24 protein-coding genes and 1 pseudogene are annotated in these 20961 nt (G+C 66.4%); 6 read left to right on the top strand and 19 right to left on the bottom strand.

Features of this window, described 5'->3' with window-relative positions:
* Positions 1–115: 115 nt before the first annotated feature.
* Genes BLS74_RS14555 through BLS74_RS14570 form a run of 4 tightly spaced genes read right to left on the bottom strand, consistent with a single transcriptional unit; the run spans position 116 to position 4170 of the window.
* Complete coding sequence (locus BLS74_RS14555; RefSeq protein WP_093107824.1) at positions 116–1078, bottom strand: tripartite tricarboxylate transporter substrate binding protein; 963 nt, start codon at positions 1076–1078, stop codon at positions 116–118.
* Between the two features lie 5 nt (positions 1079–1083).
* Complete coding sequence (locus tag BLS74_RS14560; protein WP_093107386.1) at positions 1084–2106, bottom strand: TRAP transporter substrate-binding protein; 1023 nt, start codon at positions 2104–2106, stop codon at positions 1084–1086.
* Between the two features lie 37 nt (positions 2107–2143).
* Positions 2144–2911: an SDR family oxidoreductase gene (locus BLS74_RS14565; RefSeq protein WP_093107388.1), complete on the bottom strand. Its 768-nt coding sequence runs from the start codon at positions 2909–2911 to the stop codon at positions 2144–2146.
* A gap of 11 nt (positions 2912–2922) precedes the next feature.
* Positions 2923–4170, bottom strand: coding sequence for an enolase C-terminal domain-like protein (locus tag BLS74_RS14570; RefSeq protein WP_093107390.1), 1248 nt, complete (start codon positions 4168–4170; stop codon positions 2923–2925).
* Positions 4171–4435: 265 nt separating this feature from the next.
* On the opposite strand from BLS74_RS14570, the gene BLS74_RS14575 reads away from it, so the two are divergent.
* The 4 genes from BLS74_RS14575 (at position 4436) to BLS74_RS14590 (ending at position 7611) form a co-directional block, all read left to right on the top strand.
* On the top strand, positions 4436–5167 hold the full coding sequence (locus tag BLS74_RS14575; protein ID WP_244503877.1) for a GntR family transcriptional regulator: 732 nt from the start codon (positions 4436–4438) through the stop codon (positions 5165–5167).
* An 85-nt stretch (positions 5168–5252) separates the two neighbouring features.
* On the top strand, positions 5253–5723 hold the full coding sequence (locus tag BLS74_RS14580) for a MarR family winged helix-turn-helix transcriptional regulator (RefSeq protein ID WP_093107392.1): 471 nt from the start codon (positions 5253–5255) through the stop codon (positions 5721–5723).
* Positions 5724–5872: 149 nt separating this feature from the next.
* Positions 5873–6835 carry an alpha/beta fold hydrolase gene (locus tag BLS74_RS14585; protein WP_093107394.1) on the top strand — a complete coding sequence of 321 codons (963 nt, stop codon included), beginning with the start codon at positions 5873–5875 and terminating at the stop codon, positions 6833–6835.
* Between the two features lie 161 nt (positions 6836–6996).
* Positions 6997–7611 carry a retropepsin-like aspartic protease family protein gene (locus BLS74_RS14590; RefSeq protein WP_093107396.1) on the top strand — a complete coding sequence of 205 codons (615 nt, stop codon included), beginning with the start codon at positions 6997–6999 and terminating at the stop codon, positions 7609–7611.
* Between the two features lie 5 nt (positions 7612–7616).
* On the opposite strand, the gene BLS74_RS14595 is transcribed toward BLS74_RS14590, so the two are convergent.
* Both BLS74_RS14595 and BLS74_RS14600 read right to left on the bottom strand, forming a co-directional pair.
* A complete protein-coding gene (locus BLS74_RS14595; RefSeq protein ID WP_093107828.1) occupies positions 7617–8546 on the bottom strand; it encodes a citrulline utilization hydrolase CtlX in 930 nt (309 codons plus the stop codon).
* Positions 8547–8560: 14 nt separating this feature from the next.
* Positions 8561–9610 (bottom strand): ornithine cyclodeaminase, encoded by a 1050-nt coding sequence (locus tag BLS74_RS14600; RefSeq protein ID WP_093107830.1) that lies wholly within the window; start codon positions 9608–9610, stop codon positions 8561–8563.
* 147 nt (positions 9611–9757) lie between these two features.
* On the opposite strand from BLS74_RS14600, the gene BLS74_RS14605 reads away from it, so the two are divergent.
* Positions 9758–10180: an Lrp/AsnC family transcriptional regulator gene (locus tag BLS74_RS14605; RefSeq protein WP_093107398.1), complete on the top strand. Its 423-nt coding sequence runs from the start codon at positions 9758–9760 to the stop codon at positions 10178–10180.
* 33 nt (positions 10181–10213) lie between these two features.
* Here the strand turns inward: BLS74_RS14605 and BLS74_RS14610 are convergent.
* The 5 genes and pseudogenes from BLS74_RS14610 to BLS74_RS34385 all read right to left on the bottom strand — a co-directional run.
* Positions 10214–11368: pseudogene (locus BLS74_RS14610) on the bottom strand (methyl-accepting chemotaxis protein); the annotation flags it as partial.
* A 290-nt stretch (positions 11369–11658) separates the two neighbouring features.
* The gene (locus BLS74_RS14615) at positions 11659–11868 is read right to left on the bottom strand and encodes a hypothetical protein (RefSeq protein ID WP_244503878.1); all 210 of its coding nucleotides are present in this window, start codon (positions 11866–11868) and stop codon (positions 11659–11661) included.
* A 52-nt stretch (positions 11869–11920) separates the two neighbouring features.
* Positions 11921–13309, bottom strand: a complete 1389-nt coding sequence (locus BLS74_RS14620) for a phenylacetate--CoA ligase family protein (RefSeq protein ID WP_093107403.1) — start codon at positions 13307–13309, stop codon at positions 11921–11923.
* Positions 13310–13415: 106 nt separating this feature from the next.
* The gene (locus tag BLS74_RS14625) at positions 13416–14363 is read right to left on the bottom strand and encodes an adenylate/guanylate cyclase domain-containing protein (RefSeq protein WP_093107405.1); all 948 of its coding nucleotides are present in this window, start codon (positions 14361–14363) and stop codon (positions 13416–13418) included.
* A gap of 70 nt (positions 14364–14433) precedes the next feature.
* On the bottom strand, positions 14434–14580 hold the full coding sequence (locus tag BLS74_RS34385; protein WP_170855605.1) for a hypothetical protein: 147 nt from the start codon (positions 14578–14580) through the stop codon (positions 14434–14436).
* Positions 14581–14583: 3 nt separating this feature from the next.
* Between BLS74_RS34385 and BLS74_RS14630 the strand changes: the two genes are divergently transcribed.
* Positions 14584–15000, top strand: coding sequence for a hypothetical protein (locus tag BLS74_RS14630; protein ID WP_244503879.1), 417 nt, complete (start codon positions 14584–14586; stop codon positions 14998–15000).
* 31 nt (positions 15001–15031) lie between these two features.
* Here the strand turns inward: BLS74_RS14630 and BLS74_RS14635 are convergent, their stop codons facing one another.
* From BLS74_RS14635 to BLS74_RS14670, 8 genes are all read right to left on the bottom strand, one after another.
* Positions 15032–15964: an LD-carboxypeptidase gene (locus BLS74_RS14635; RefSeq protein ID WP_093107409.1), complete on the bottom strand. Its 933-nt coding sequence runs from the start codon at positions 15962–15964 to the stop codon at positions 15032–15034.
* Complete coding sequence (gene tadA / locus BLS74_RS14640) at positions 15961–17037, bottom strand: tRNA adenosine(34) deaminase TadA (RefSeq protein WP_093107411.1); 1077 nt, start codon at positions 17035–17037, stop codon at positions 15961–15963. Before tadA ends, BLS74_RS14635 begins: the two co-directional genes overlap by 4 nt.
* Positions 17027–17221, bottom strand: coding sequence for a hypothetical protein (locus BLS74_RS14645; protein WP_093107413.1), 195 nt, complete (start codon positions 17219–17221; stop codon positions 17027–17029). Before BLS74_RS14645 ends, tadA begins: the two co-directional genes overlap by 11 nt.
* Position 17222: 1 nt before the next feature.
* A complete protein-coding gene (locus tag BLS74_RS14650; RefSeq protein WP_093107415.1) occupies positions 17223–17867 on the bottom strand; it encodes an FMN-binding negative transcriptional regulator in 645 nt (214 codons plus the stop codon).
* Between the two features lie 62 nt (positions 17868–17929).
* On the bottom strand, positions 17930–18241 hold the full coding sequence (locus BLS74_RS14655; protein WP_139191691.1) for an ankyrin repeat domain-containing protein: 312 nt from the start codon (positions 18239–18241) through the stop codon (positions 17930–17932).
* 5 nt (positions 18242–18246) lie between these two features.
* Positions 18247–18762 (bottom strand): GlcG/HbpS family heme-binding protein, encoded by a 516-nt coding sequence (locus BLS74_RS14660; protein ID WP_093107832.1) that lies wholly within the window; start codon positions 18760–18762, stop codon positions 18247–18249.
* A 117-nt stretch (positions 18763–18879) separates the two neighbouring features.
* Positions 18880–19503, bottom strand: coding sequence for a response regulator transcription factor (locus BLS74_RS14665; protein WP_093107417.1), 624 nt, complete (start codon positions 19501–19503; stop codon positions 18880–18882).
* Positions 19500–20960, bottom strand: coding sequence for a sensor histidine kinase (locus BLS74_RS14670; protein ID WP_093107419.1), 1461 nt, complete (start codon positions 20958–20960; stop codon positions 19500–19502). Before BLS74_RS14670 ends, BLS74_RS14665 begins: the two co-directional genes overlap by 4 nt.
* Position 20961 lies beyond the last annotated feature (1 nt).

Raw genomic sequence — 20961 nt, forward strand, 5'->3', positions numbered from 1 at the left:
ATGCCGCCGCAGCGCACGCGCACCTGCAGCTGGCCGAGGCCGAGTTCGGGGGTGTCGACTTCTTCGACGCGCAAATCGCCGGGGGCGTGGATGACAAGGGCTTCCATGCGACGCCCTATTTCTTGATCTCGACGGTCGCCAGCAGCGACTTGAAATAGGTCGATTGGCTGTTCATGAAGGCCTGGAACTGTTCGCCATCCATATAAGCCGGCTGCAGGTTGGCCTTGGTCAAGGCTTCGCGAAACGCGGGGTCCTCGGAGGTCTTGCGCGCCGCCTCGCGCAGGTACCGCACCACCTCGGGCGGCGTGCCCGCGGGCACGCCCAGGCCACGCCAGGTGCCCAGCACCAGGTCCACACCCTTCTCCTTGAAGGTCGCGACCTTGTCGTAGGGGGCCGCGAGCCGGCCTTCGGCCATGGACACCAGGACGCGGACCTTGCCGGCCGCCACGTGCGAACCGATCTCCGCCGGGCTCACGACGATCGCATCCACATGGCCGCCCGCCAGCGCGAGCACGCTCGGTGCGGCGCCCTGGTAGGGCACGTGGTTGAAGCGCACGCGCGTCTTCTGTTCGACGGCGGCGGCCGCGAGGTGCCAGATGGTGCCGGTGCCGGCGTTGCCCATCGACACGGCGCCGTCCTGCTTTCTCGCGGCGGCCAACAGGTCGTCGATCGACTGCCATGGCGAGTCGGCGCGCACGGCGATCAGGCCCGGATCGCCATTGAGCCGCGCAACGGCGATGAAGTCGGCGGTCGTGACCTTGGTCATCCCGAGGTGCGGAATGATCGCCAGCTCGGAGATCAGCACGCCGATCTTGTAGCCGTCGGCTGGTGCGCGCTGCACTTCCGTCATGCCGATGCCACCACCAGCACCTGGCTTGTTGGTGACGACGAAGGGTTGCGGCACGCTCTTCTTGGCAGCTTCGGCGAAGAGCCGGGCCATCACGTCCGTGCCTCCACCCGCCGACGAGGGCACGACGATCTCGATAGGCCGGCTCGGATAGTCCGCGGCCGGCGCGACAGGGGACCACAGCGTCGCCGCGATCGCGGCGATGGCGCCAAGAATGTTTCGGGTGTTCATGGTCTTCACTTTCCGGAACGAATGCGTTCCACCTCGGCCGTCATTTCCTTGCCCAGTTCGCCTGTCGTCTGGCGATGCTTGTCGATCACCGGCTTGAGCTTGTCGCGCATCCGTGCACGTTCCTGCGCCGAGACTTCGGTGATCACCATGCCCCGGCTCTTGAGCGTGTCGAGCGCCTTGGCATCCAGCTCGCGCGACACCTGGCGCTCGTAGCTCTTCACCTCGTTCGCCGCGTCCGTCAGCACCTTGCGCTCATCGGCCGACAACTGGTCCCAGAACTTCTTGCTCATCAGCACGAGCAGCGGCGAGTACGCATGGCGCGTGGTGGAGGCGTACTTCTGGACCTCGTAGAACTTGGTCACCTCGACGGAGATGAACGGGTTCTCCTGGCCGTCGACGGCCTTCTGCTCGAGGGCCGAATACAGTTCGGGGAAAGGCATCGGCACGGCGTTGGCGCCCATCGCATTGAAAGACTCGATGAACACCGGAATCTGCTGCACGCGGATCTTCAGTCCCTGGATGTCCTCGAGCTTCGCGATCGGCCGCTTGCTGTTGGTCAGGATGCGAAAGCCATGATCCCAGTAGGACAGGCCGACCAGCCCTTTGGCAGGCAGCTTGTCGAGCAGCTTCTTGCCGACCGGGCCGTCCAGTGCGGCGTCGACCTCCTTGAAGCTGTCGAACAGGAAGGGCGTGTCGAAGACGCCGAACTCCTTGTCCATGCCGGTCAGAAGGCCGGGCCCCATCATCGACATCTCGATGGTGCCGCCCTGCATCGCCGATGCCACCACGGCTTCACCACCGAGCGTGCCGCTGCCGTAGAGCTTCACGTTCAGTTTGCCGCCGCTCTTGCTCGCGACCATCTCGGCAAAGCGCTTGGCGCCGATCCCGTGCGCCGAGTCCGCCGTGTTGGCAAAAGCGAACTTGATGTTGCGCTCCTTGATGTCCTGCGCGAAGGCCATGCCCGCGGCGCCGACGCAGGCGCAGGCAACGGTCAATCCAACAACGACCGCGCGAATGCTTCGTTTCATCGACTGTCTCCTAATGGAATGTGTAGTTAGAGAACGCTTAGAGAACGGAAACCATGCCGCCATCGACGTAGATGATCTGGCCGCTGACGTAGTTGGAAGCGCTGGACGCCAGGAACACGGCCACGCCCACCAGTTCGTCGGGGCGGCCCCAGCGACCGGCCGGCGTGCGGCCCTTGACCCAGGCATCGAAGCTCGGGTTGTCGATCAAGGCCTGGTTCATGTCCGTCAGCATGTAGCCGGGCCCGATGGCGTTCGCCTGGATGTTGTGGCCGGCCCATTCAGCCGTCATGGCGCGCGTCAGCATCTTGATGCCGCCCTTGGCCACGGTGTAGGGCGCGACGGTTGCGCGCGCCAGTTCGCTGGTGAGCGAGCCGATGTTGATGACTTTGCCGCGGCCGCGCGGGATCATGCGGCGGGCCGCCTCGCGGCCGACAACGAAGGCGCTGGTCAGATTGGTCTCGATCACGCGGCGCCAGTCTTCCGTCGCGAGCTCGACCATGGGCTTGCGGAACTGCACGCCGGCGTTGTTCACGAGGATGTCGATCTCGATGCCGGCCGCGTCCAGCTGGTCGAACGCGCCGGCCACTGCGCCCTCGTCGCAGACGTCGAAGGCATATGCCTCGACCGCATAGCCCTTGCCGCGCAGCGCTGCGGCCGAATCGGCCAGCCGTGCCGCGTCGACGCCGTTGAGCACGATCCGTGCGCCGGCGGCGGCAAGGCCCTCGGCGATGGCGAAGCCCAGGCCGCGCGAGGAACCCGTGACGAGCGCGGTGCGGCCCGTGAGATCGAAGAGTTGAATGGACATGGTCTCTGTTCCTAGGGCGTTTGAAGCGTTCCGTCGGCCAGACGCGTTTGCGTCCATGTGGTCACGACGTTCTCGCACGGGTATTTGCGGGCTTCCTCTTCGTCGATGTCGACGCCGAGGCCCGGCTTGTCGTTTGCGTAGACGTAGCCGTTCTCGAACGCCGGCAGGCCCGGAAAGACGTCGAGCAGCGCATCGCGCGGCCCCTTGAGTTCCTGGATGACGAAGTTGGGCGGCTCCGTGCCCGACCATTCCTGCACGCCGAAATTGCGCGCCGCCAGGTTGATGTGGATGTTGGCCGCGTGGCCGAGCGGTGACATGTCGCCCGGGCCGTGCCATGCCGTTCGCACGCCGAACTGTTCGGCAAAGAGCTGGAGCTTCCTGCCGGGCGTGATGCCGCCGATCTGGCTCAGGTGGACGCGGATGTAATCGATCAGCTGGTCGGTGATCAGCGTCTTCCATTCAGACGGGTTGTTGAACAGCTCGCCCTGCGCCAGCGGGATGCGGGTCTTGTCGCGCAGCTGGCGCAGCCACTTGCCCTCTTCGAGCGCAATCGCATCCTCGAGAAAGAACAGATCGAACCGCTCCATCTCGCAGGCGAACTGGATTGCCTCGATCGGCTTCAGCCGCTCGTGCACGTCGTGGCAGAGCGAGACGTCGAAGCCCACCTTCGCTCGGATGCCTTCGAACAGCTTGATCGTGTCGCGCATGTACGTCCTGCTGTCCAGGTAGATGCCATGCGCAGCACCCCTCGGCGCCGTCGCGGGGGCCGGTCCGAAGGCGCCGCCGCCGTAGCCACCGCTCTGGCAGCGGATGTGGGTAATGCCCTGCTCCCGGTACTTCTGGATGTTGTCGCAGAGTTCGGCCAGGTCCCGGCCGTCCGCATGCCGATAGATCGGCACGCCCTCCCGGCACTTGCCCCCGAACAGCTGGTAGAGGGGCATGCCGGCCATCTTCCCCTTGATGTCCCATAGCGCCATGTCGACGCCCGAGATGGCGTTGTTCTCGATCGGTCCGTTGCGCCAGTACGCGTTCTGGTGCATCAGCTGCCACAGCTCCTCGATCGCGCTCACGTCCCGCCCGATCAACAAGGGCCGGAGGTATTCCTCGACCAGGCATTGCACGGCCAGATGCCGATAGGAGAAGGTCGCGCAGCCGAGGCCGTACAGCCCGGCCTGGTTGGTTTCCACCTTGACGACGAGGAGGTTGATCCCCTCCGGGGCCGTGAGGATGACTTTGACGTCTGAGATCAGGGTTGCCATGACTGAAAGAATACTGTGATATTTCACCAAAGTTCTTCGTGTTTACCCTATTCACACCCATCCCAGCCTTCGGCAGTCGTTCATTGGAGAAAACGACGCTATCGCTGCAGAAAATCTTGAATATCAGGCTATGCTTACGATGGAACGTGCGATGGGCACGGACCCCCTTCAGACCACGAGCCGCATGCCTTCAACCACCCGTCCGCGACCGCGTCTGGCCGCAAAGAGTGCTTCGGTCCAGGACCCGTCTCGCCGGCGAAGTTCGGTGAGCCTCTCCGACCTGGCCTATGCGCGCATCGAAGAACTGCTGGTCTGCTGCGAACTGAGGCCGGGACTGTTCCTGGCGACGCACGATCTGCAGGGGATGGTCGGCTTCGGTCGTACGCCGGTTCTTCAGGCCGTCAATCGGCTGGCCGCCGATACGCTGGTGCACGTGACGCCACGACATGGCTTGCAGATCGTGCCGGTCGACCTTACGCGCGATCGCGTCCTGCTGCGCTTGCGGCGCGACATGGAGCGTTTCGTGATCCGGTTGGCCACCGAGCGATCCGGTTCTTCACAGCGCAACCAGATGCTGCATCTCAAGCGCCAGTTGGCCGAACACAGGCACGCCATGACGCTCGAGCAGTTCAACGTGGTGGATCGGCGCATCGACCAGCTCTTTCTCGCGGCCGCCGGCGAACCTTTCGTCGAAAGCACGCTGCGGCCGCTGCACACCATCTTCCGTCGCATCGGCTGGATCTATCACACGCATGCGGAGCGGGGTGCCAACTTGCAGGACACGGTGGACGCGCACATTGCCGTCCTTGATGCAGTCGCCACTGGCAATGTTGATGATGCGATTTCGGCCTCCGATCGCCTGGTGGACTTTGTCGAAGGGATGTTCGAAGTGCTTGAGCGTGAAGTCGAGCCGGCGCTTCTGGACTGCCGGCTTGGCGAACTGGACGAGACATTCTTGCGATCGGACTCCTCGTTCGACCATAGGGAAGGTACGTAAGCCACCTTCAATCGATAGGACGACTTCTCTCGGCAGCACAAATAAAGCGCTTGCGATTAGATAGTGTGCTATTTATAATTCGCCCATGGCAAGCAAATCACCCGTCGCAGCCCCCTCCGAGGCGCATTCCCTGGCCCTGGGGCAACAGCTTTGCTTTGCGCTCTACTCGACCATGCTGGGCTTCAACAAGGTCTATCGTGGATTGTTGAAGGACCTCGGCCTGACATACCCACAGTATCTGGTCATGCTGGTGTTGTGGGAGCGCGATCGATTGACGGTGTCCGAGATCGGGGAGCAACTGTTTCTGGAGTCGCCCACGCTGACGCCGTTGCTCAAGCGTCTCGAGTCGGCGGAGCTCATCGATCGGCGTCGCTCGACATCGGATGAAAGGCAAGTCGTCGTGTCGCTGACGAGCAAGGGGCGCGCTCTGCGGGCTCGAGCGAAAGCGGTTCCCGCGTGTGTCGCTTCCGCCGCACGGTGTTCGGCGGATGAGTTGCGCTCGATGCGCGAGCGACTGCTGGAGATACGGACGAACTTGTTCAAGAACGCCTCCTGAGCACATCGTGACGGGCACAGCACTGTGCCCTTTTTTCCGGCATATACATAGCACACTATTTACTTGCACACGTTTTACATGGCGGCGTCGCGCACCGACATGCACCCCAAGACGCGAAACCTTGAAACCAACCTCCAACGAAGCCTGCTATGAAGACTCTTTCCAAAGTCGTCGCCTTGTCCATCATCAGCCTGGCCGCGAGCACAGCGCTGGCAGCCGCCGACAAGCCGGAAACCGCACAGCCTCGCGGCAGCAAAGTTCCGGCCAGCGCTCAAGCCAAGCCGGCCGGCAGCTACATCACCACCAAGGACGGTACGCAGATCTACTACAAGGACTGGGGCTCGGGCCAACCCGTGGTCTTCAGCCATGGCTGGCCGCTCAACTCCGACAGCTGGGAATCACAGATGCTTTTCCTGGCCTCGCAGGGCTATCGCGTGATCGCGCATGACCGCCGCGGCCATGGCCGTTCCAGCCAGCCCTGGAACGGCAATGACATGGACACCTATGCCGACGACCTCGCCACCCTCATCGAGAAGCTGGACCTGAAGAACGCAGTGCTGGTCGGCTTCTCGACCGGCGGCGGTGAAGTGACGCGCTACATCGGCCGTCACGGCACGAAACGTGTGGCCAAGGCGGTGCTCGTGGGTGCGGTTCCCCCGCTCATGCTGAAGACGCCGGCCAACCCCGGCGGCCTGCCGATCGAGGTGTTCGACGGCATCCGCGCCGGCTCGATCGCGAATCGCTCGCAGCTCTACAAGGACATCGCCTCGGGCCCGTTCTTCGGCTTCAACCGGCCGGGCGCCAAGCCTTCGCAGGGACTCATCGATTCATTCTGGATGCAGGGGATGATGGGCGGCCACAAGAACACCTACGACTCCATCAAGGCGTTCTCGGAAACCGACTTCACCCAAGACCTGAAGAAGTTCGACGTGCCGACGCTCATCGTTCACGGTGACGACGACCAGATCGTGCCGATCGACGCGTCCGGCCGCGCATCGGCCAAGCTGGTCAAGGGCGCCAAGCTGATCGTCTATCCGGGCGCCCCGCATGGTCTCACCGACACGCACAAGGATCGTCTCAACAGCGACCTGCTCGCCTTCATCAAGGGCTGATCAGCGCCAGGCATGCCCGCGCCGTCGGTGCGCGGGTGATCCGTTCATAAGACCGTCGATCGCCTCCAACGAACCGTTCAGCCGACGTGGAATTTGGATGACGCTGCGCCGCTACCGGATGAAGCATTGTCTGAGACTGTTGATCAGAGCGAGGTCACGCCATGTCGAAGCACTCGAAACCCAAACAGGCGCTGCGCTATCTCGCAGCACAAGCGGCGATTGCCCTCGGCGTCATGAGCATGCACCCGGTTGTCGCGGCGGAATCCATCTTCAAATGCGGCAAGACCTACACGAACGTGCCGCCCAGCGCGCGGCCGGCGCAGCCTCGGTCCGATGCCTGCGTACTGGTCGACACCGCAGATCAGCCCAAGGGAAAGACGACAAACATTGCAGTCGACGGATCCCGGCAGATCACCGTTCCCGTCGGCCAGGACGGCCGCTTCTGGATTCATGGCTCCGTCAACGGCTTCCCCGTGCGCTTCGTGATCGACAAGGCTGCCACGGTCAATGCCGGCGTCGCCGTGACCGAAGACTTCGCCGCACGGGCGAACCTGATCGGAGGTTCCCCCGCGCACATGCAGACCGCCGGGGCCGTCATGGATGCGCGTCGCATCGAGCGTGTGCCCATGACCTTCGGGCCCTTCAGCGTGCCGCAGGCCACCGTGGTCGTGGGCTCGCTGGGCCGCAAATCGACGGACGCCCTCCTCGGCCGGGAACTGCTGTCGCTCTTCGACGTCACTGCCAACGACCGTGAACTGACGATCGTGGGCAGATAGAGCGATCACGCGCCCCTCAGAGACAGGTGGATGCCGGCGATCATGCAGCGCACCGAGCCGCCCGCCATTTCGATCGTCGGCACCGACAGGGGAACGAGCCGGGCCGAGCGCTGGATGGTCGTCTTCTGCTGAGCGGTGAGGCTCTCGAGGGCCCGCTGCGACAGCGCCAGGATCCGGCCGTCGCGACCCGACAGTTCGATCGCGTTGCCGGCGAAGTCGGCGATCTGCCGGGCGCTCAGCGCAATGACCTCGCGCCCCGACTCCTGCAGCCGGGCGCGCAGTTCGGCGGCCCTTCGCTGGTCGGGAACCATGTCGAAACCCACCATCGCAAACTCCGTCGCCACGCACATCAGCACATTGGTGTGATAGATCGGGCGGCCGGCCTCATCCGCCGTGTCGAACAGCATCGGCTCGAAGTTGAAATGGGTGCTGAAGCGCTCCAGCGCCACCGGATCGGCACGGTTCGAGCGCGCCGTGTAGGCCACGCGCGCAAGGTGATCGAACACCATCGCGCCGGTGCCTTCGAGGAACAGGCCATCCTGCTCCAGACCGGAATAATCGATCACGTCCTGCACGCGGTACCTGGACTTGAGCATCTCGATCACGTCGGCACGGCGTTCGCGGCGGCGGCTCGGCGCGTGCATCGGATAGATGGCGACGTGCCCGCCCGGATGCGTGGAGAACCAGTTGTTGGGAAAGACCGAATCCGGCGTGTCGCGGTCTCCCTGGTCTTCGAACAGGTGCACGCGCACGCCTTCGGCTTCGAGGCGCTCCACGGCGGCCGTGACCTCGCGATGCGCTGCGCCGGCCACGGCCTGCGCGGCCTCCTTCGCGGCCAGGCTCTGGAACGCGTTGTCGGCGGCGGTTTCCGGGTTCGGCGTGAACCGGTGCGGGCGGACCATGACCACGGCGGCAGGCGCCTGGATGGAAGGCATGGCGATGAGCCCGTTCATGCGACGCGGCGCATGACGGCATGCGAGGCGCCGCTGCGCGTATGGCGGAACAGGTCCTTCGGATCCTCGGCCCAGGGCACCAGCTCGACGCTCATGCCGAGATTGCGCTTCTCGGTCTGCGCGTGCACGTAGCGCAAGGTCGAGTAATCCTCCAACGCGAAGCCCACGGAGTCGAACACCGTGACCTGGTCAGCGCGCTGGCGGCCCGTTTCGGTGCCGGCGAGCACGCGCCACAGGTCGACGACCGGGAAGTCCTGCGGCAACTGCTGGATGTCGCCCTCGATGCGCGTCTGCGGCTCGTATTCGACGAACACCTGAGCATTTCGCAGAACGTCGGCGTGCAGTTCGGTCTTGCCCGGGCAGTCGCCGCCGATGGCGTTGATGTGCATGCCCGGCTCGATCATTCCGGGCGTGAGGATCGTGGCGTAAGCCTTGTCGGCGGTGACGGTCGTCACGATGTCGGCGCCGCGGACCGCCTCGGCGGTGGAACCGGCGCGAATGATCTTCAGAGACGGGTACGCCGACAGATTGCGGACCAGCTTGTCCGTCGCGCGGGCGTCGACGTCGTAGACGGCGATCTCCTCGATGCCCAGATGGCTGTGGAAGGCGAGCGCCTGGAACTCGCTTTGCGCGCCGTTGCCGATCAGCGCCATGCGGCGCGCATCGGGCCGTGCCAATGCGCGCGCCGCCACGAGCGAGGTCGCGCAGGTGCGCAGCGCGGTGGCGACGGTCAGTTCCGACAAGAGCACCGGGTAGCCGGTCTCGACCTCGGCCAGCACGCCGAAGGCCATGACCGTGTACAGGCCACGCGTGGTGTTGCTCGGATGGCCGTTGACGTACTTGAAAGCGTAGCGCTTGGCGTTGGACACCGGCATCAGTTCGATGACGCCGATCTCCGAGTGATTGGCGACGCGGGCGGACTTGTCGAACTCGGGCCAGCGCACGAAGTCCTGCTGGATGGCATCGGCGAGCTCGCCGATGAAGCGGGGCACACCAATGTCCTGAACGAGGCGGGACATGGTGGGGACGTCTACGAAGCGGGTCATGAAGGGCTCCTGGAAATTGCGATTGCTGCGCGCAGCCATGCCGCAATTGTTCCGTCGCGGGGTGCCAGAATGAACCATCCAACTTGGCAAATTCCTCCAGGAGGATTACATTTTGCTAAGTAGGAATGGCACTTTGAAGATCTGACAATGGACGACACCGACCGCCAACTCATCGCGCTGCTGCGCGACAACGCGCGCATGTCCGTGGTTGCGCTGGCAAAGAAGCTGCGCGTCGCCCGGGCCACGGTGCAGAACAGGATCGCCAAGCTGGAGAGCGACGGAACCGTCGTCGGCTACACGGTGCGCTTGCGGCCGGAGGCGGAGGCCCATCGCATCCGGGCGATCACGAGCATCGAGGTCGAGGGCCACCACGGGCCCGATGTGCTCAAGAAGCTGCGCGGGCATCCGAATGTCGTTGCCTTGCACACGACGAATGGCCGCTGGGACCTGATGGCCGAGTTGCGTGCCGACACCCTGGAGGCGTTCGACAAGGTGCTCAATGCCATCCGCTCGATTCAGGGCATCTCGAACACGGAGACGAGCATCTTGCTGTCCACGCACAAGCTGTAAGCGCGATCAAGGGCATCGGCTGGCAGCTGCGGGTCAGAAGGTCTCCCAGTCGCCGCTGCCGGCTGGCGTGCTCGTGGTGGCCAGTTGCTTGCGCTGCGGCGCGGCAATGGCCCGCCGCGCCGGTGGCTGTGCCGGCCGCACCGGCTGGACGACAGGCCGCGTTTGCACCGGCATCGGCTTGGGCTGGGCCACGACGGGCTGTTCGTCGTCGTCGAGCTTGAAGGTGCCGACGACCTGCGAGAGGTTCCCCGCCTGCTCCTGCATCGATTGCGCCGCAGCCGCGGCCTCTTCCACCAGCGCCGCGTTCTGCTGCGTCACCTGGTCCATCTGCGTGATCGCCTGGTTGATCTGCTCGATGCCCTGCGTCTGCTCGTGGCTCGCGGCCGTGATCTCGCCGATGATGTCCGTCACCCGCTTCACGCTGCCCACGATCTCTTCCATGGTCCTGCCGGCTTCGCCGACCAGTTGGCTGCCGGCATCGACCTTGCCCACCGAATCGTCGATCAGGCCCTTGATTTCCTTGGCGGCGGCGGCCGAGCGCTGCGCGAGGTTGCGCACTTCGGCAGCCACGACTGCGAAGCCTCGGCCCTGCTCGCCGGCTCGCGCGGCTTCGACCGCTGCGTTCAACGCGAGGATGTTGGTCTGGAAGGCAATGCCGTCGATCACGCCGATGATGTCGACGATCTTCTTGGAGGACGCATTGATCGAGGCCATGGTGTGGACCACCTGGCTGACCACGTCGCCGCCCTTGACCGCCACTTCGGAGGCAGAGAGCGCCAGCTGATTCGCTTGACGCGCGTTGTCGGCGTTCTGCTTGACGGTGGAGGTCAGTTCCTCCATCGACGCCGCGGTCTGCTCCAGCGAGCTCGCCTGCTCCTCGGTGCGCGAAGACAGATCCTGATTGCCGGCAGCGATTTGCCTGGATGCCACCACGATCGATTCGCTCGACGCCTTGATGCGGGTCACCACGTCGGTCAGGGTGTCCTCCATTTCGCCCATGCCGCGCAAGAGGCGTCCGAAATCGCCGCCGCGCTCGGTTTCGAATTCCTTGCTGAGGTCGCCCGAAGCCACGGTCTCCGCGATGAAGATCGCTTCGCCCAGCGGCTGCATGATGCTGCGCGCGAGCCAGAGGGTGCAGCCGACGCCCGCCAGCAGGGCAACGAGCCCGAGGCCCAGCATGAGGTTCTGCGTCGAATCGATACGCCGCGCGAGTTCCGGGGTGATGGTGCCGCTGCCAGTGATGTCCTGGAGGCACGCGATGCCGATCGCGACCCCTGTCGCCATCAACAGCAACACGATCCCGAACCCCATACCCAGTCGGGTACTGATCTTCCAATTGCGCATGTGCTTTCCCCGTGACGGCCGCCGATGCTGGGCCAGGTTGTTAGGCATATCGGCAGCCCAGCGCTGAAACTTGAGGGTCCGAATCTAGGTATAAACCCTTGTCTCATCGCGAAACCAGCGTGCCTTGCGGCGCCCTACCCGTCCAACGGCACCCCGCCTCCGAAACGGGCCGCCCATTGATCCCACAGTTCCTGGTTGACGCTGGCGAACGGCCACTGCCATGCGGCCAGCATCTGGAGCTGGAAGTTCTGAGCCTGTAGCAGGCCCTCGATGAATGCGGCCTGCCAGTCGAGGACCGGCTGAATGTTGCCGTAAGGGATGGGAAATGGGCTCGTGAGGGTCATGCCGGTCTCCATGTTGTGCGTGGACCAAGCCTAGTGGATGCCGCCCCGTGCTTCAAGCATGCGCGCCGACCACCCGCTGCACCTTGCCGCTGCGGCCGCGGCGTCCCGTCTCGCCGCTTCGGCAGTGGATGTGCACGCCGGCCGCGCCTTGCCGCACCAGAAAGGCGGAGAGCGCCGCCCGGGCCCGCCGCAAGCTCGTGTCCGCCGCCTTGCCGTGCAAGCCCGTGCGCAGCAGCAGGTCGCAAGGCCCCTGCTGCTCGAGCTGGAAGTCGAACAGGCCCGCATCGTCTTCCAGCACCGTGCTCACGGCCAGCGGCAGGATGCGCACCATCCGCGCACCGGGGCGGCCAAGCCGCAGCGTGTCGTCGTTGCGGCCCTGAACCTCGATCACCGGATGATGGGAGCCGCAGGCGCAAGCCGAAGCGCGCTGCGTGACGCGGTCGCCCAGGTCGTAGCGGATCAGCGGCTGCACATGGTTCGCGAGGTTGGTCAGCAAGGTGGTCGCGCCGGCCTCACCGGCGGGCACCTGGCGGCCACCTTCGTCGACCGATTCGAGGATCGCCCAGTCGCAGTTCAGATGCAGGCTGCCGCAACGGCATTCGGCGGCGAGCGTCAGGAACTCCGAGGCGCCGTAGCTATCGACCACCCGGCAGCCCAGGGCCTGTTGCAGGAAATCGCGCGTCGCCGTCGAGAGGTCTTCGCCGCCGGTCCACAGCTCGCGCGGCGCCGTCTCGAGCCGGCCGGCAAGGCGCTCCTCCGCCAGCAGCACGGCCACGCTCGGATAGGTGGCGATGACAGCGGGTGCCAATGCATTCAGTTCTGCCACCAGCTTGCCGGCGGGCTGCAGGAACGAGATGCTGCGGAGGCTGCCGGCCAGCGCAGGATTCAGCCGCCGCAGCCGCTCGATCGACACCGTGCTGGCGAAGTGGCCGCAGGTCGCACCGACAAAGGCGATGCCTTCGCCGACGGACCACGGGTCCATCATCCGCTGAAGCGGCCGCAGCACCGGCCGCCGCCAAAATTCGAGCGCGTCGTACACCGCCATCGCCCGGGCGTCCTGCACGAAGATGGCCGGCTCGCCGCTGCTGCCCGAGCTCTCCCACACCACGTAGCGGCCGAGGAAAGGGTCCGCGATGCGAGAGCGGTCGGAGGCGAAGCGGCGCAGCGCATCGAGCCGCAGCGCGGGATCGGTGACCCAGTCATCGAACCGGCGCATCAATTCGGCCTTCTGCGCAATCGGCAGCTCTTCGAGGCGCAGGCGCGCCGGATCGCGGCCTGCGAGCAGCTTGCGGTACAGCGCCGATCCGCGCGCTGCGGACCTCAGCAGATCGGCCAGACGCCGCGCCCGCAGGCCGGCCAGCGCCTCTGCGCTCGCATGCGAGGCCACGGCCACGTCGGCGGCGACAAAGCTCGTGAGCCAGGGATCGAAGGGCGGCAGCATGGTGCGGCGGAGAAAGAGGCGCCATGGTGGACGCACTCGCCGGCAATGCCAAGAAGATTCGCGCGCGGCGCGATGCCGGCAGGGGTTTAGGGCCTGTTAACAGGCCCTACCGCAGGTCGCGGCGCGCCAGCAACACGTTGCCGCCGGTGGTGTTGAACGAGATGGTCGGTGCGCTGAAGTCGCTCAAGGGTGCACCGAGCCCGATTTCGCCGCTGCCGTGCAGCACGCATTCGTCGCGCCGCAGCGCGATCTCGCCGCTGGCGCCGGCCGTGCCGTGAAAGCGGACCCAGGTGCCGTAGGTGCTGACGTCGACCAGCACGCAACTGCCCTGCCGCGCTTCGATGCGCGCGTGCAGCCGCGACACGCGCGGATCGTTGACCACGAACTGGGCTTCGTCGACGCGCCCCAGATGGATAGGCAGCTCCGCGGCGCGAAACATCGAGCGCACGTCCAGCCATGCGAGTTCGATCTGCCCGAAGGACGAATCGGCGCCTCGCGCCGGCGGCGCCAGGGAGGCCGGCATCGTGAGGAACTCCGAGACCTCGTCCTGCCAATCGATACGGTGGACGATCGGCATCTCGTTCTTGCCGCGGATGTTGATGGGGCCGAGGCTGCGGTGGCGTACCTCGCCGCCCACCAATTCGTCGATGACCGATTCCGTGGCCCAGATCTGGCTCGGGCCGGCCAGATCGCTGAGCCGCGAAGCCAGGTTGACCGCGTCGCCATAGCAGTCGCCGTCGACTTCGACCACCTCGCCGCTCGCCACGCCGATCTGAAGCTCCATCCTGAGCGGTGCGGGCCAGGTCTGAAGCCGCTTCTGGTGGTTGCGCTGGAGTTCCAGCACGGCCCGGGTGGCGGTCGCACCATTGGCGAATATCGCAAAGACGCCATCGCCCAGCGATTTCACGACGCGGCCGCCGTGCGCCTCGCAAACACCCCCGATCCACTGAATCAGTCTTGTGACAGTGTCGGTTGCACGTGCATTCCCCATGGCCTCGAAGACCCGGGTGCTCCCCGTCAGGTCAGCAAAAACGACAGTGGGGTGGGCGCTCATCGTGTGCAATTTTTGGTAGCTCTCGCCGAGGGATTATGGCAAAGCATCAGAAAAACGCCCTTTCAGCGTGTCAAATCGACCGGGAAGCCGCTGCGCCTGTTGCTTTTTCATTTCGATACAGGCGCTTGGCGCTCATTTCACTCGCCAGGTAGAACTTAGGTATCAATTCTTCGACCAGTGCATGAACTGATTCGTGAAGTATGTTGTTTTTGAACATGAAATGATGTTTCCACACTTGTGTGGCGTCCTGCGCGGCTTTAACGTAGCAACCCTCAAGGCCTCCGGCAAAACGCCTTCGTCTTTCATGGTGTCACTCAGCAGTTTCTTCCGCTTTCTGTCGCTCCCGAGCCTCGGCTTGCGCCGCTCGGCGGACCGTCAGATGGGCCAGATCCGTACTGCGATGCTGTCGCTGCTGCAAGTCCACGGCGGCCATTCCGTTCAGCGGGTTGCCCAGCGCGTTCGCTTTGCCGGCGATCTCGAGGCGCTCTGGTACCTGCGCCAGGACGTGCTGACCGCGCTGAGCGCGATCGATGGCGAGGTCGCCGCCCGCCGCCAGATGAGACAGATCAACCGCCTGTTCAAGGGCGGCCTGCCCGGCGCGATGGGGCCCAGACCGCACCACCGCATCACCACCTGAAGGGCTGTTGCATAGCAGCCTTTTTCTTTTTTCAATGCGCGTGCCGGTGTCCCCACACCATGAAGACGTCGCGTGCGTCTGCCGCCAGTTCCACCTTGGCCCCCACGGGCAACAGCACCTTCGTCGGCACATGACCGAAGGGCAGGCCCGCCAGCACCGGCACCTTGATCAGTTCGCGCAGCCGTGAAACGACGGTCTGCATGCTGAAGCCGCGATCGTGCGGCACTTTCTTGGCGCCGGTGAACTGCCCGAAGATCACCGCCTTCTGACGGCCCAGCACGCCCGCGTGGCGCAACTGGTCGAGCATGCGTTCGACGCGGTAGGGATGCTCGTTCACGTCTTCGAAGAAAAGCACGCCCTTGTCGATCTGGGGAAAGTACGGCGTGCCCAGCAGGCTGGTGAGCACGCAGAGATTGCCGCCCCACAGCACCGCATCGTGAATGCCGCGAAAGCCCGGCATCGCCGCGGCATCGCGCGCCGGCATGCGCCAGCCTGTGCCCTCGCCCCGCCCGCTCAGCAGATCGTCGAAGCAGGCTTCCATGATGTCGTCGGCGCCATCCTCGGCGCCGAAGTCCTCGCCGAGCGCGGGGCCGGCCCAGCTCACGGCGCCGGTTTTCACGAGAAGCGCGTTCTGCAGGGCCGTGAAATCGCTGAGTCCCACGAACTCGGTGCCGCGCTCGATCGCGCGGGTCACGGCCTTGTAGGGGATGGCATCGAGGATGCGCGTGAGCCCATAGCCGCCGCGCGAGATCAGCGCCACGTCGGCGCGGCTGCCCGCGGCGCGCGCGATGGCGGCCAGGCGGGTGGCATCGTCGCCGGCAAAGCGCTGATGGCTGTCGAGCGCGGCTTCGTCCAGTTCGACTTCATGGCCCAGCGCCTGCAGGCGCTTCACGCCGCGCCGGAATGCGGCCTTGTTGCGAACCGCGCTGGAGGGCGAGTAGATGTAGATGTGTTTCTTTGTCACGGGGCGAAGTATCCCATTGCCTCCTGTGCCAGCCGGGACGCCTGTGCTGCGTCAGGGCCCGAGACGCCCCGCGGAGTCGGGCCCAGGACACGCAATGCGGCTTCGTATCCGCGGTCGGGAAAGGGCGCGCGCCATGCGTCGGCCACGGGCTCGCCGGCGTCGGGCGCCAGCAGCGCCAAGGGAAAGCGCGCGGGCATGGCAGCGCGCAGCAGCGACGCGAGTTCGGAAGCGCCGGCGCTGTGCACCAGGACCAGCGGGCCGGGCTGCAGGCGCTCCAGCCATTCGAGCAGCACGTCGCGATGCCAGGCCCATTGGTGCACGGCCTCCCGTTTGGGCTTGTCGCTTTGGCCGAAGCCGATCAGGTCGGGCGCCAGCACGCGCAGCGTCTGCAAGGCCGCGAGATGGCGGAAGAAGTAGCTCCATTCGCCCGGTCCGTGCAGGCAGAGGCAGGTGCAAGCGGCGCCACTCGGCCCTTCGTCCAGGTAGTGCATGCGCCAGCCCTGCAGACTCGGCAGATCGCTCAGGTAGTTCGGCGCGAAGCTGTAGCCGGCGAGCGCGCCGAAGCGTTCGACCGGCGTGCGCAAGGCATCGTCGCGCAGGGGTTCGGCCGCTTCGCGCGCCGCGCTGCGGCGGCCCTTGAAGAAATCCTGCAGCAGATCGCCGCATTCCGCTGCAAGCACGCCGCCCTGCACGTGCGTGCGATGGTTGAGTTGGCTCTGCGCGAACAGGTCGAGTACCGATCCCGCGGCACCGGTCTTCGGATCGGCCGCGCCGAACACGACGCGGGCCAGGCGCGCATGCAGCATCGCGCCGGCGCACATGGCGCAGGGTTCGAGCGTCACATAGAGCTCGCAGCCGTCGAGGCGATAGTTACCGAGCGCCGTACCGCCCGCGCGCAGCGCGTTCATTTCGGCATGCGCGCTGGGGTCGTGCTGCGCGACCGGCGCGTTGCGTCCGCTGGCGACGAGCCGGCCGTCCTTCACGAGCACCGCGCCCACCGGCACTTCGCCGGCCTCGGCCGCCAGCCGCGCTTCGGCCAGCGCGAGCTGCATCCAGTGCGCGTCATTTGTCATCGGTCAGGGGGCGCGGCTGCTGCATCGCGGCGTCCAGCGATTGCTTGAACTGCTCTTGGACCTGCTGGCTTTGCGTGCGTGCGTCGGCGGCCGGTGCGCCCGCGACGCCGCCCATCTGCTTCCTGGCCAGCAGCCCGACGATGGCGAGCGCGAGCACCAGGCCAATCAAGCCGAGGGCGCGCATCTCAGCCTTCCTCCGTCTGCGCCGCGCCGGTCTTCATGCCGAGCCGCTGCATCCACGCGGCCAGCGCCTGTTCGTCGGGCGTGCCCTCGCTGTAGCGCGCGTGCATGGCGGCATGCGATTCGCGCCGGTGCTGGTTGAGCTTGACCTTGCACTGCAATGCCGTCACCTGCAGCTCGAAGCCGACGATGCCGTTCAGCATCTTGTTCTGGAACTCCTCACCGAGTTCGCGCCACTGCTGGGCGTAGGCCGGCTCGTGCTGGCCGATCAAGCGCTTGAGCAGCGCATCTTTTTCAGCCGGCGTCTCGATCAGCTCGGCCTGGACCGTGCAATGCACCGCCAGGTAGTTCCAGGTCGGCACGCGCGCGAGGTCGGGGTAGACCGAGGGCGACATGTAGGCATGCGGCCCCAGGAAACTCACCAGCGCCTGCGGCCGCGCCTGCAGGTAGCGCCAGTGCGGATTGGGCTTGGCGCAATGGCCGAAGAGTGCGAAGCCGCCCTCCCCGCGGTCGTCGAGCACCAGCGGCAGGTGCGAGACGTAGGGCAGCCCGTCGTCGTCGGTCGAGATCAGGCTGGCGAAAGGATGCGCGCGCATGAGTTCCGCGGCGATGGCACGGTCTTGCGAATTGAACTGGGGTGGCATGTACATGGAGCGGCCCTGCATCGAGGATCGCCCGATTGTCCCCGAGCCGGGGGCCCGTTCGCAGGCCCCTACTTTGCGCCCGCGGCCTTGAGCTTTTCGTCGAGCCTCGCGCCGGCCTTGGCCAGCATGCGGATCGCCTCGCGCTGGCGCGCATGCGTCGCCACGTGCAAGGGCGTGTGGCCGCGACTGTCGCGCGCATCGAGAGCGGCGCCGCCCTCGATGAGCGCTTTCAGCCGCGGCAGGTCGCCGCGCCACGCCGCCTGGTGCAAGCCTTCATAGGCCAGCACCTCTGCGGCGGCCGGCGACATCTGCGCCGCCGCAGGCGCGGCCAGGCCGCCCGCGGTCAGCACGAGCGCAGCGAAGACAAGGACGGCCTTCATCGCCTTCAGCCCAACTGCGCCTTGACCTTCTCGATCCCCGCGTTGGCGCACTGCTCGTCCAGGTGACCACCCGGCGCGCCACCGACACCCACGGCGCCGATGACTTCGTTGCCGGCCTTGATCGGCACGCCGCCGCCGAGCAGCAGGAAGCCGGGGATGTTCACCAGGTTGGCCGCGCCGGGGTTCTTCTGTGCGTTCTCCATCATCGCCAGCGTCGGCGCCTTGGCCGAAGCCGAGGTCCAGGCCTTGCGCTCGCTGGCGCCCACGGTGTGCGAGCCCGCGTTGTCGGCGCGCTGCACCGCGCGCACCACGCCGGCGCGATCGACCACCGTGGCCGCCACCGAATAGCCGTTGGCCGCGCAGGCTGCCACGGTCGCCGCGGCGAGCTGGTTCGCAAGTTCGAGCGAGATGTTCTTTTCGCTGCGGACGGCGGGGCTCGGCGTCTGGGCTTGGGCCTGGGCGCTCATCGCGGAAGCGGCGAGCAGGACGGCGAGGCTGCCGAGGCGAAGGGTCGAATGCATGTAGGTCTCCGAAAGGGGTTGATCGATTTGCGCCGGCGCCTTGCCGGCCGCAACGCAACTGTAGAAACAGGCCCTTCGAAGGAACATTCGTACGGCTACGCCGGCCGCTCCGTAGAACTACGGAGTGCTGTCGACGAGCGCTGCGTAGCGCCGGATCAGCTGCGCCAGCGAATCGCAGCCGAGCTTGGCGAACAGGTTGGCGCGATGCGTCTCGACCGTGCGCGGCGACAACGCGAGCGCACGCGCGATCTCCTTGTTGGTGAGTCCGGCCACGATGAAGCCCAGCACCTCGCGCTCGCGTTCGGAGAGCTGGGCATGGCGCTCGCGCGCCGCCTGGTCGGCCTGCGCCCGTTCGCGCGAGCGGATGTGCTGGCGCACCGCGTGCTGCAGCGCCTCGAGCAGCTGTTCGTCGTCAACCGGCTTCTCGAGGAACTCCGCCGCGCCGGCCTTGAAGGCGCGCCGGCACATCTCGACCGTGCCGTGGCCGGTGAGCATGATCACCGGCTGGTCGACGCCCTGGGCGATCAGCGTTTCGAGCAGCGCGAGGCCGCCGATGCCGGGCATGCGCACGTCGAGCACGATGGCGCCGATGCCGCCGCGGTCGAAGCCCTCGAGGAAGGCCTGCGGATCCGCCCAGCCTTGCGTGCGCAGGCCCACCGTGCCGATCAGCAGGGCCAGGCTCTCGCGCACGGCGAGGTCGTCGTCGATCAGGTGGATGAGCGGAGAAAGCGGCTCGTTCATGACGAAAGCGGCAAGCGCAGCGTGAAGCGGGCACCGCGCGGCGCGGCCGCTTCCACGGCCAGCGTGCCGCCCACGCTCTCGGCCAAGGTCTGGCACAAGCTCAGGCCCAGTCCCAGGCCGCCTTCGCGCGTGCTGAAGAAGGGCTCGAAGATGCGCGGCAGGATCTCCGGCGCAATGCCGCGCCCGTTGTCGCTCACAGTCAACACACCGTATGCGCCGTTGCGAACCACGGTGAGCCGCAGTTGCCGCTCGCCGGCCGGCAGTTCTTCGAGCGCCTGCAGCGCGTTCATCAGCAGGTTGTGGACGATCTGCTCCAGTGCCACCGGCTCGGCCCGTACGCTCACCGGCGCCTGTGCGGCACCGTCGAAGGCCGGCGCGATCGCGCGCCTGTCGAATTCCGGGCCGAGCAGGTGCAGCCCGTTGCGCACCACCTCCTGCAGGATCACCGGCCTGGCCTCGGTCGCATGCCCGGGGCGCTCGATCACGCGGCGCAGGCGCGCCACCACGTCGGCGGCACGGCGCGCCTGTTCGGCGGCCTGCTTCATCGCCGCGCGTGCGGTGTCGAGCTCGGGCGGGTCGTCGTCGAGCAGCCGGCGCGCGGCCTGCGTGTTGGCGAGCACCGCGGTCAACGGCTGGTTGAGCTCGTGCGCCATGCCCGCCGCGAGCTCGCCGAGCGCATTGAGGCGCGCGACCTGGCCGAGCCGCAGCAGCTCTTCGGCACGCCGCCGCTCGATGCGCTGGCGCCGCAACGCGTAGCTGCCGGCCAGCACCACCGCCATCGCGAGCGCCCAGGCGGCCATCCAGGCCCAGGGCAGTTCGCGCCATGAGACCTGGCGCTGCGCCGCCAGGTCGAAGGCCTGGCTTTCTGAGGCCAGCACCTTGCGGAAGCTGAAGGGCCAGCCCTGCGAGGCCGCGGGCTGTCCGGCCTGCAGCACGAACTGCTGGCCCGCATGCTCGAGCACCACGCGCACCGGGCTCTGCTTCGGGTCCATCGGCCAGTCGCGCCAGGGCACGGTGCTCGCGAGGTCGATGTCGAGCGCATAGCTGGTCGGCTCGGCGCCGATCACGAGCCGGTAGCGGCCGTTCGCGAAGTCCTGCGCTGCAAGCTCGGGGCGCCGCAGTTCGCGCGACTTCGCCTCGGCCGCCGCCAACGGAGGGTCGGCCCAGGCCGCGCCGGCATCGCGCCGCTGCACGCCGAGGATCGAGGGGTAGACGGACGGCAGGCGCTGCTCCGAGCGGGCCCCGTCCGGCGCGGTTTCCAGCAATGCGAGCGTGGCCAGTACCGCGTCGTACTGCACCACCTGCTGGCTCATGAGGCGGTGCGCGATGCGCCCGTTGGCCTCGAACTCCTCATGGAGCTGCCGGAGTTCGGCGCGCGCGATCCAGACCGCACCGGCGCCGGCGAGCAGCAGCCATGCAAGCCACCAGCCGCCCTGCGTACGCAACCATTGCCTCATG

This window comes from Variovorax sp. CF079 (genome assembly GCF_900101545.1).
Lineage (GTDB): Bacteria > Pseudomonadota > Gammaproteobacteria > Burkholderiales > Burkholderiaceae_C > Variovorax.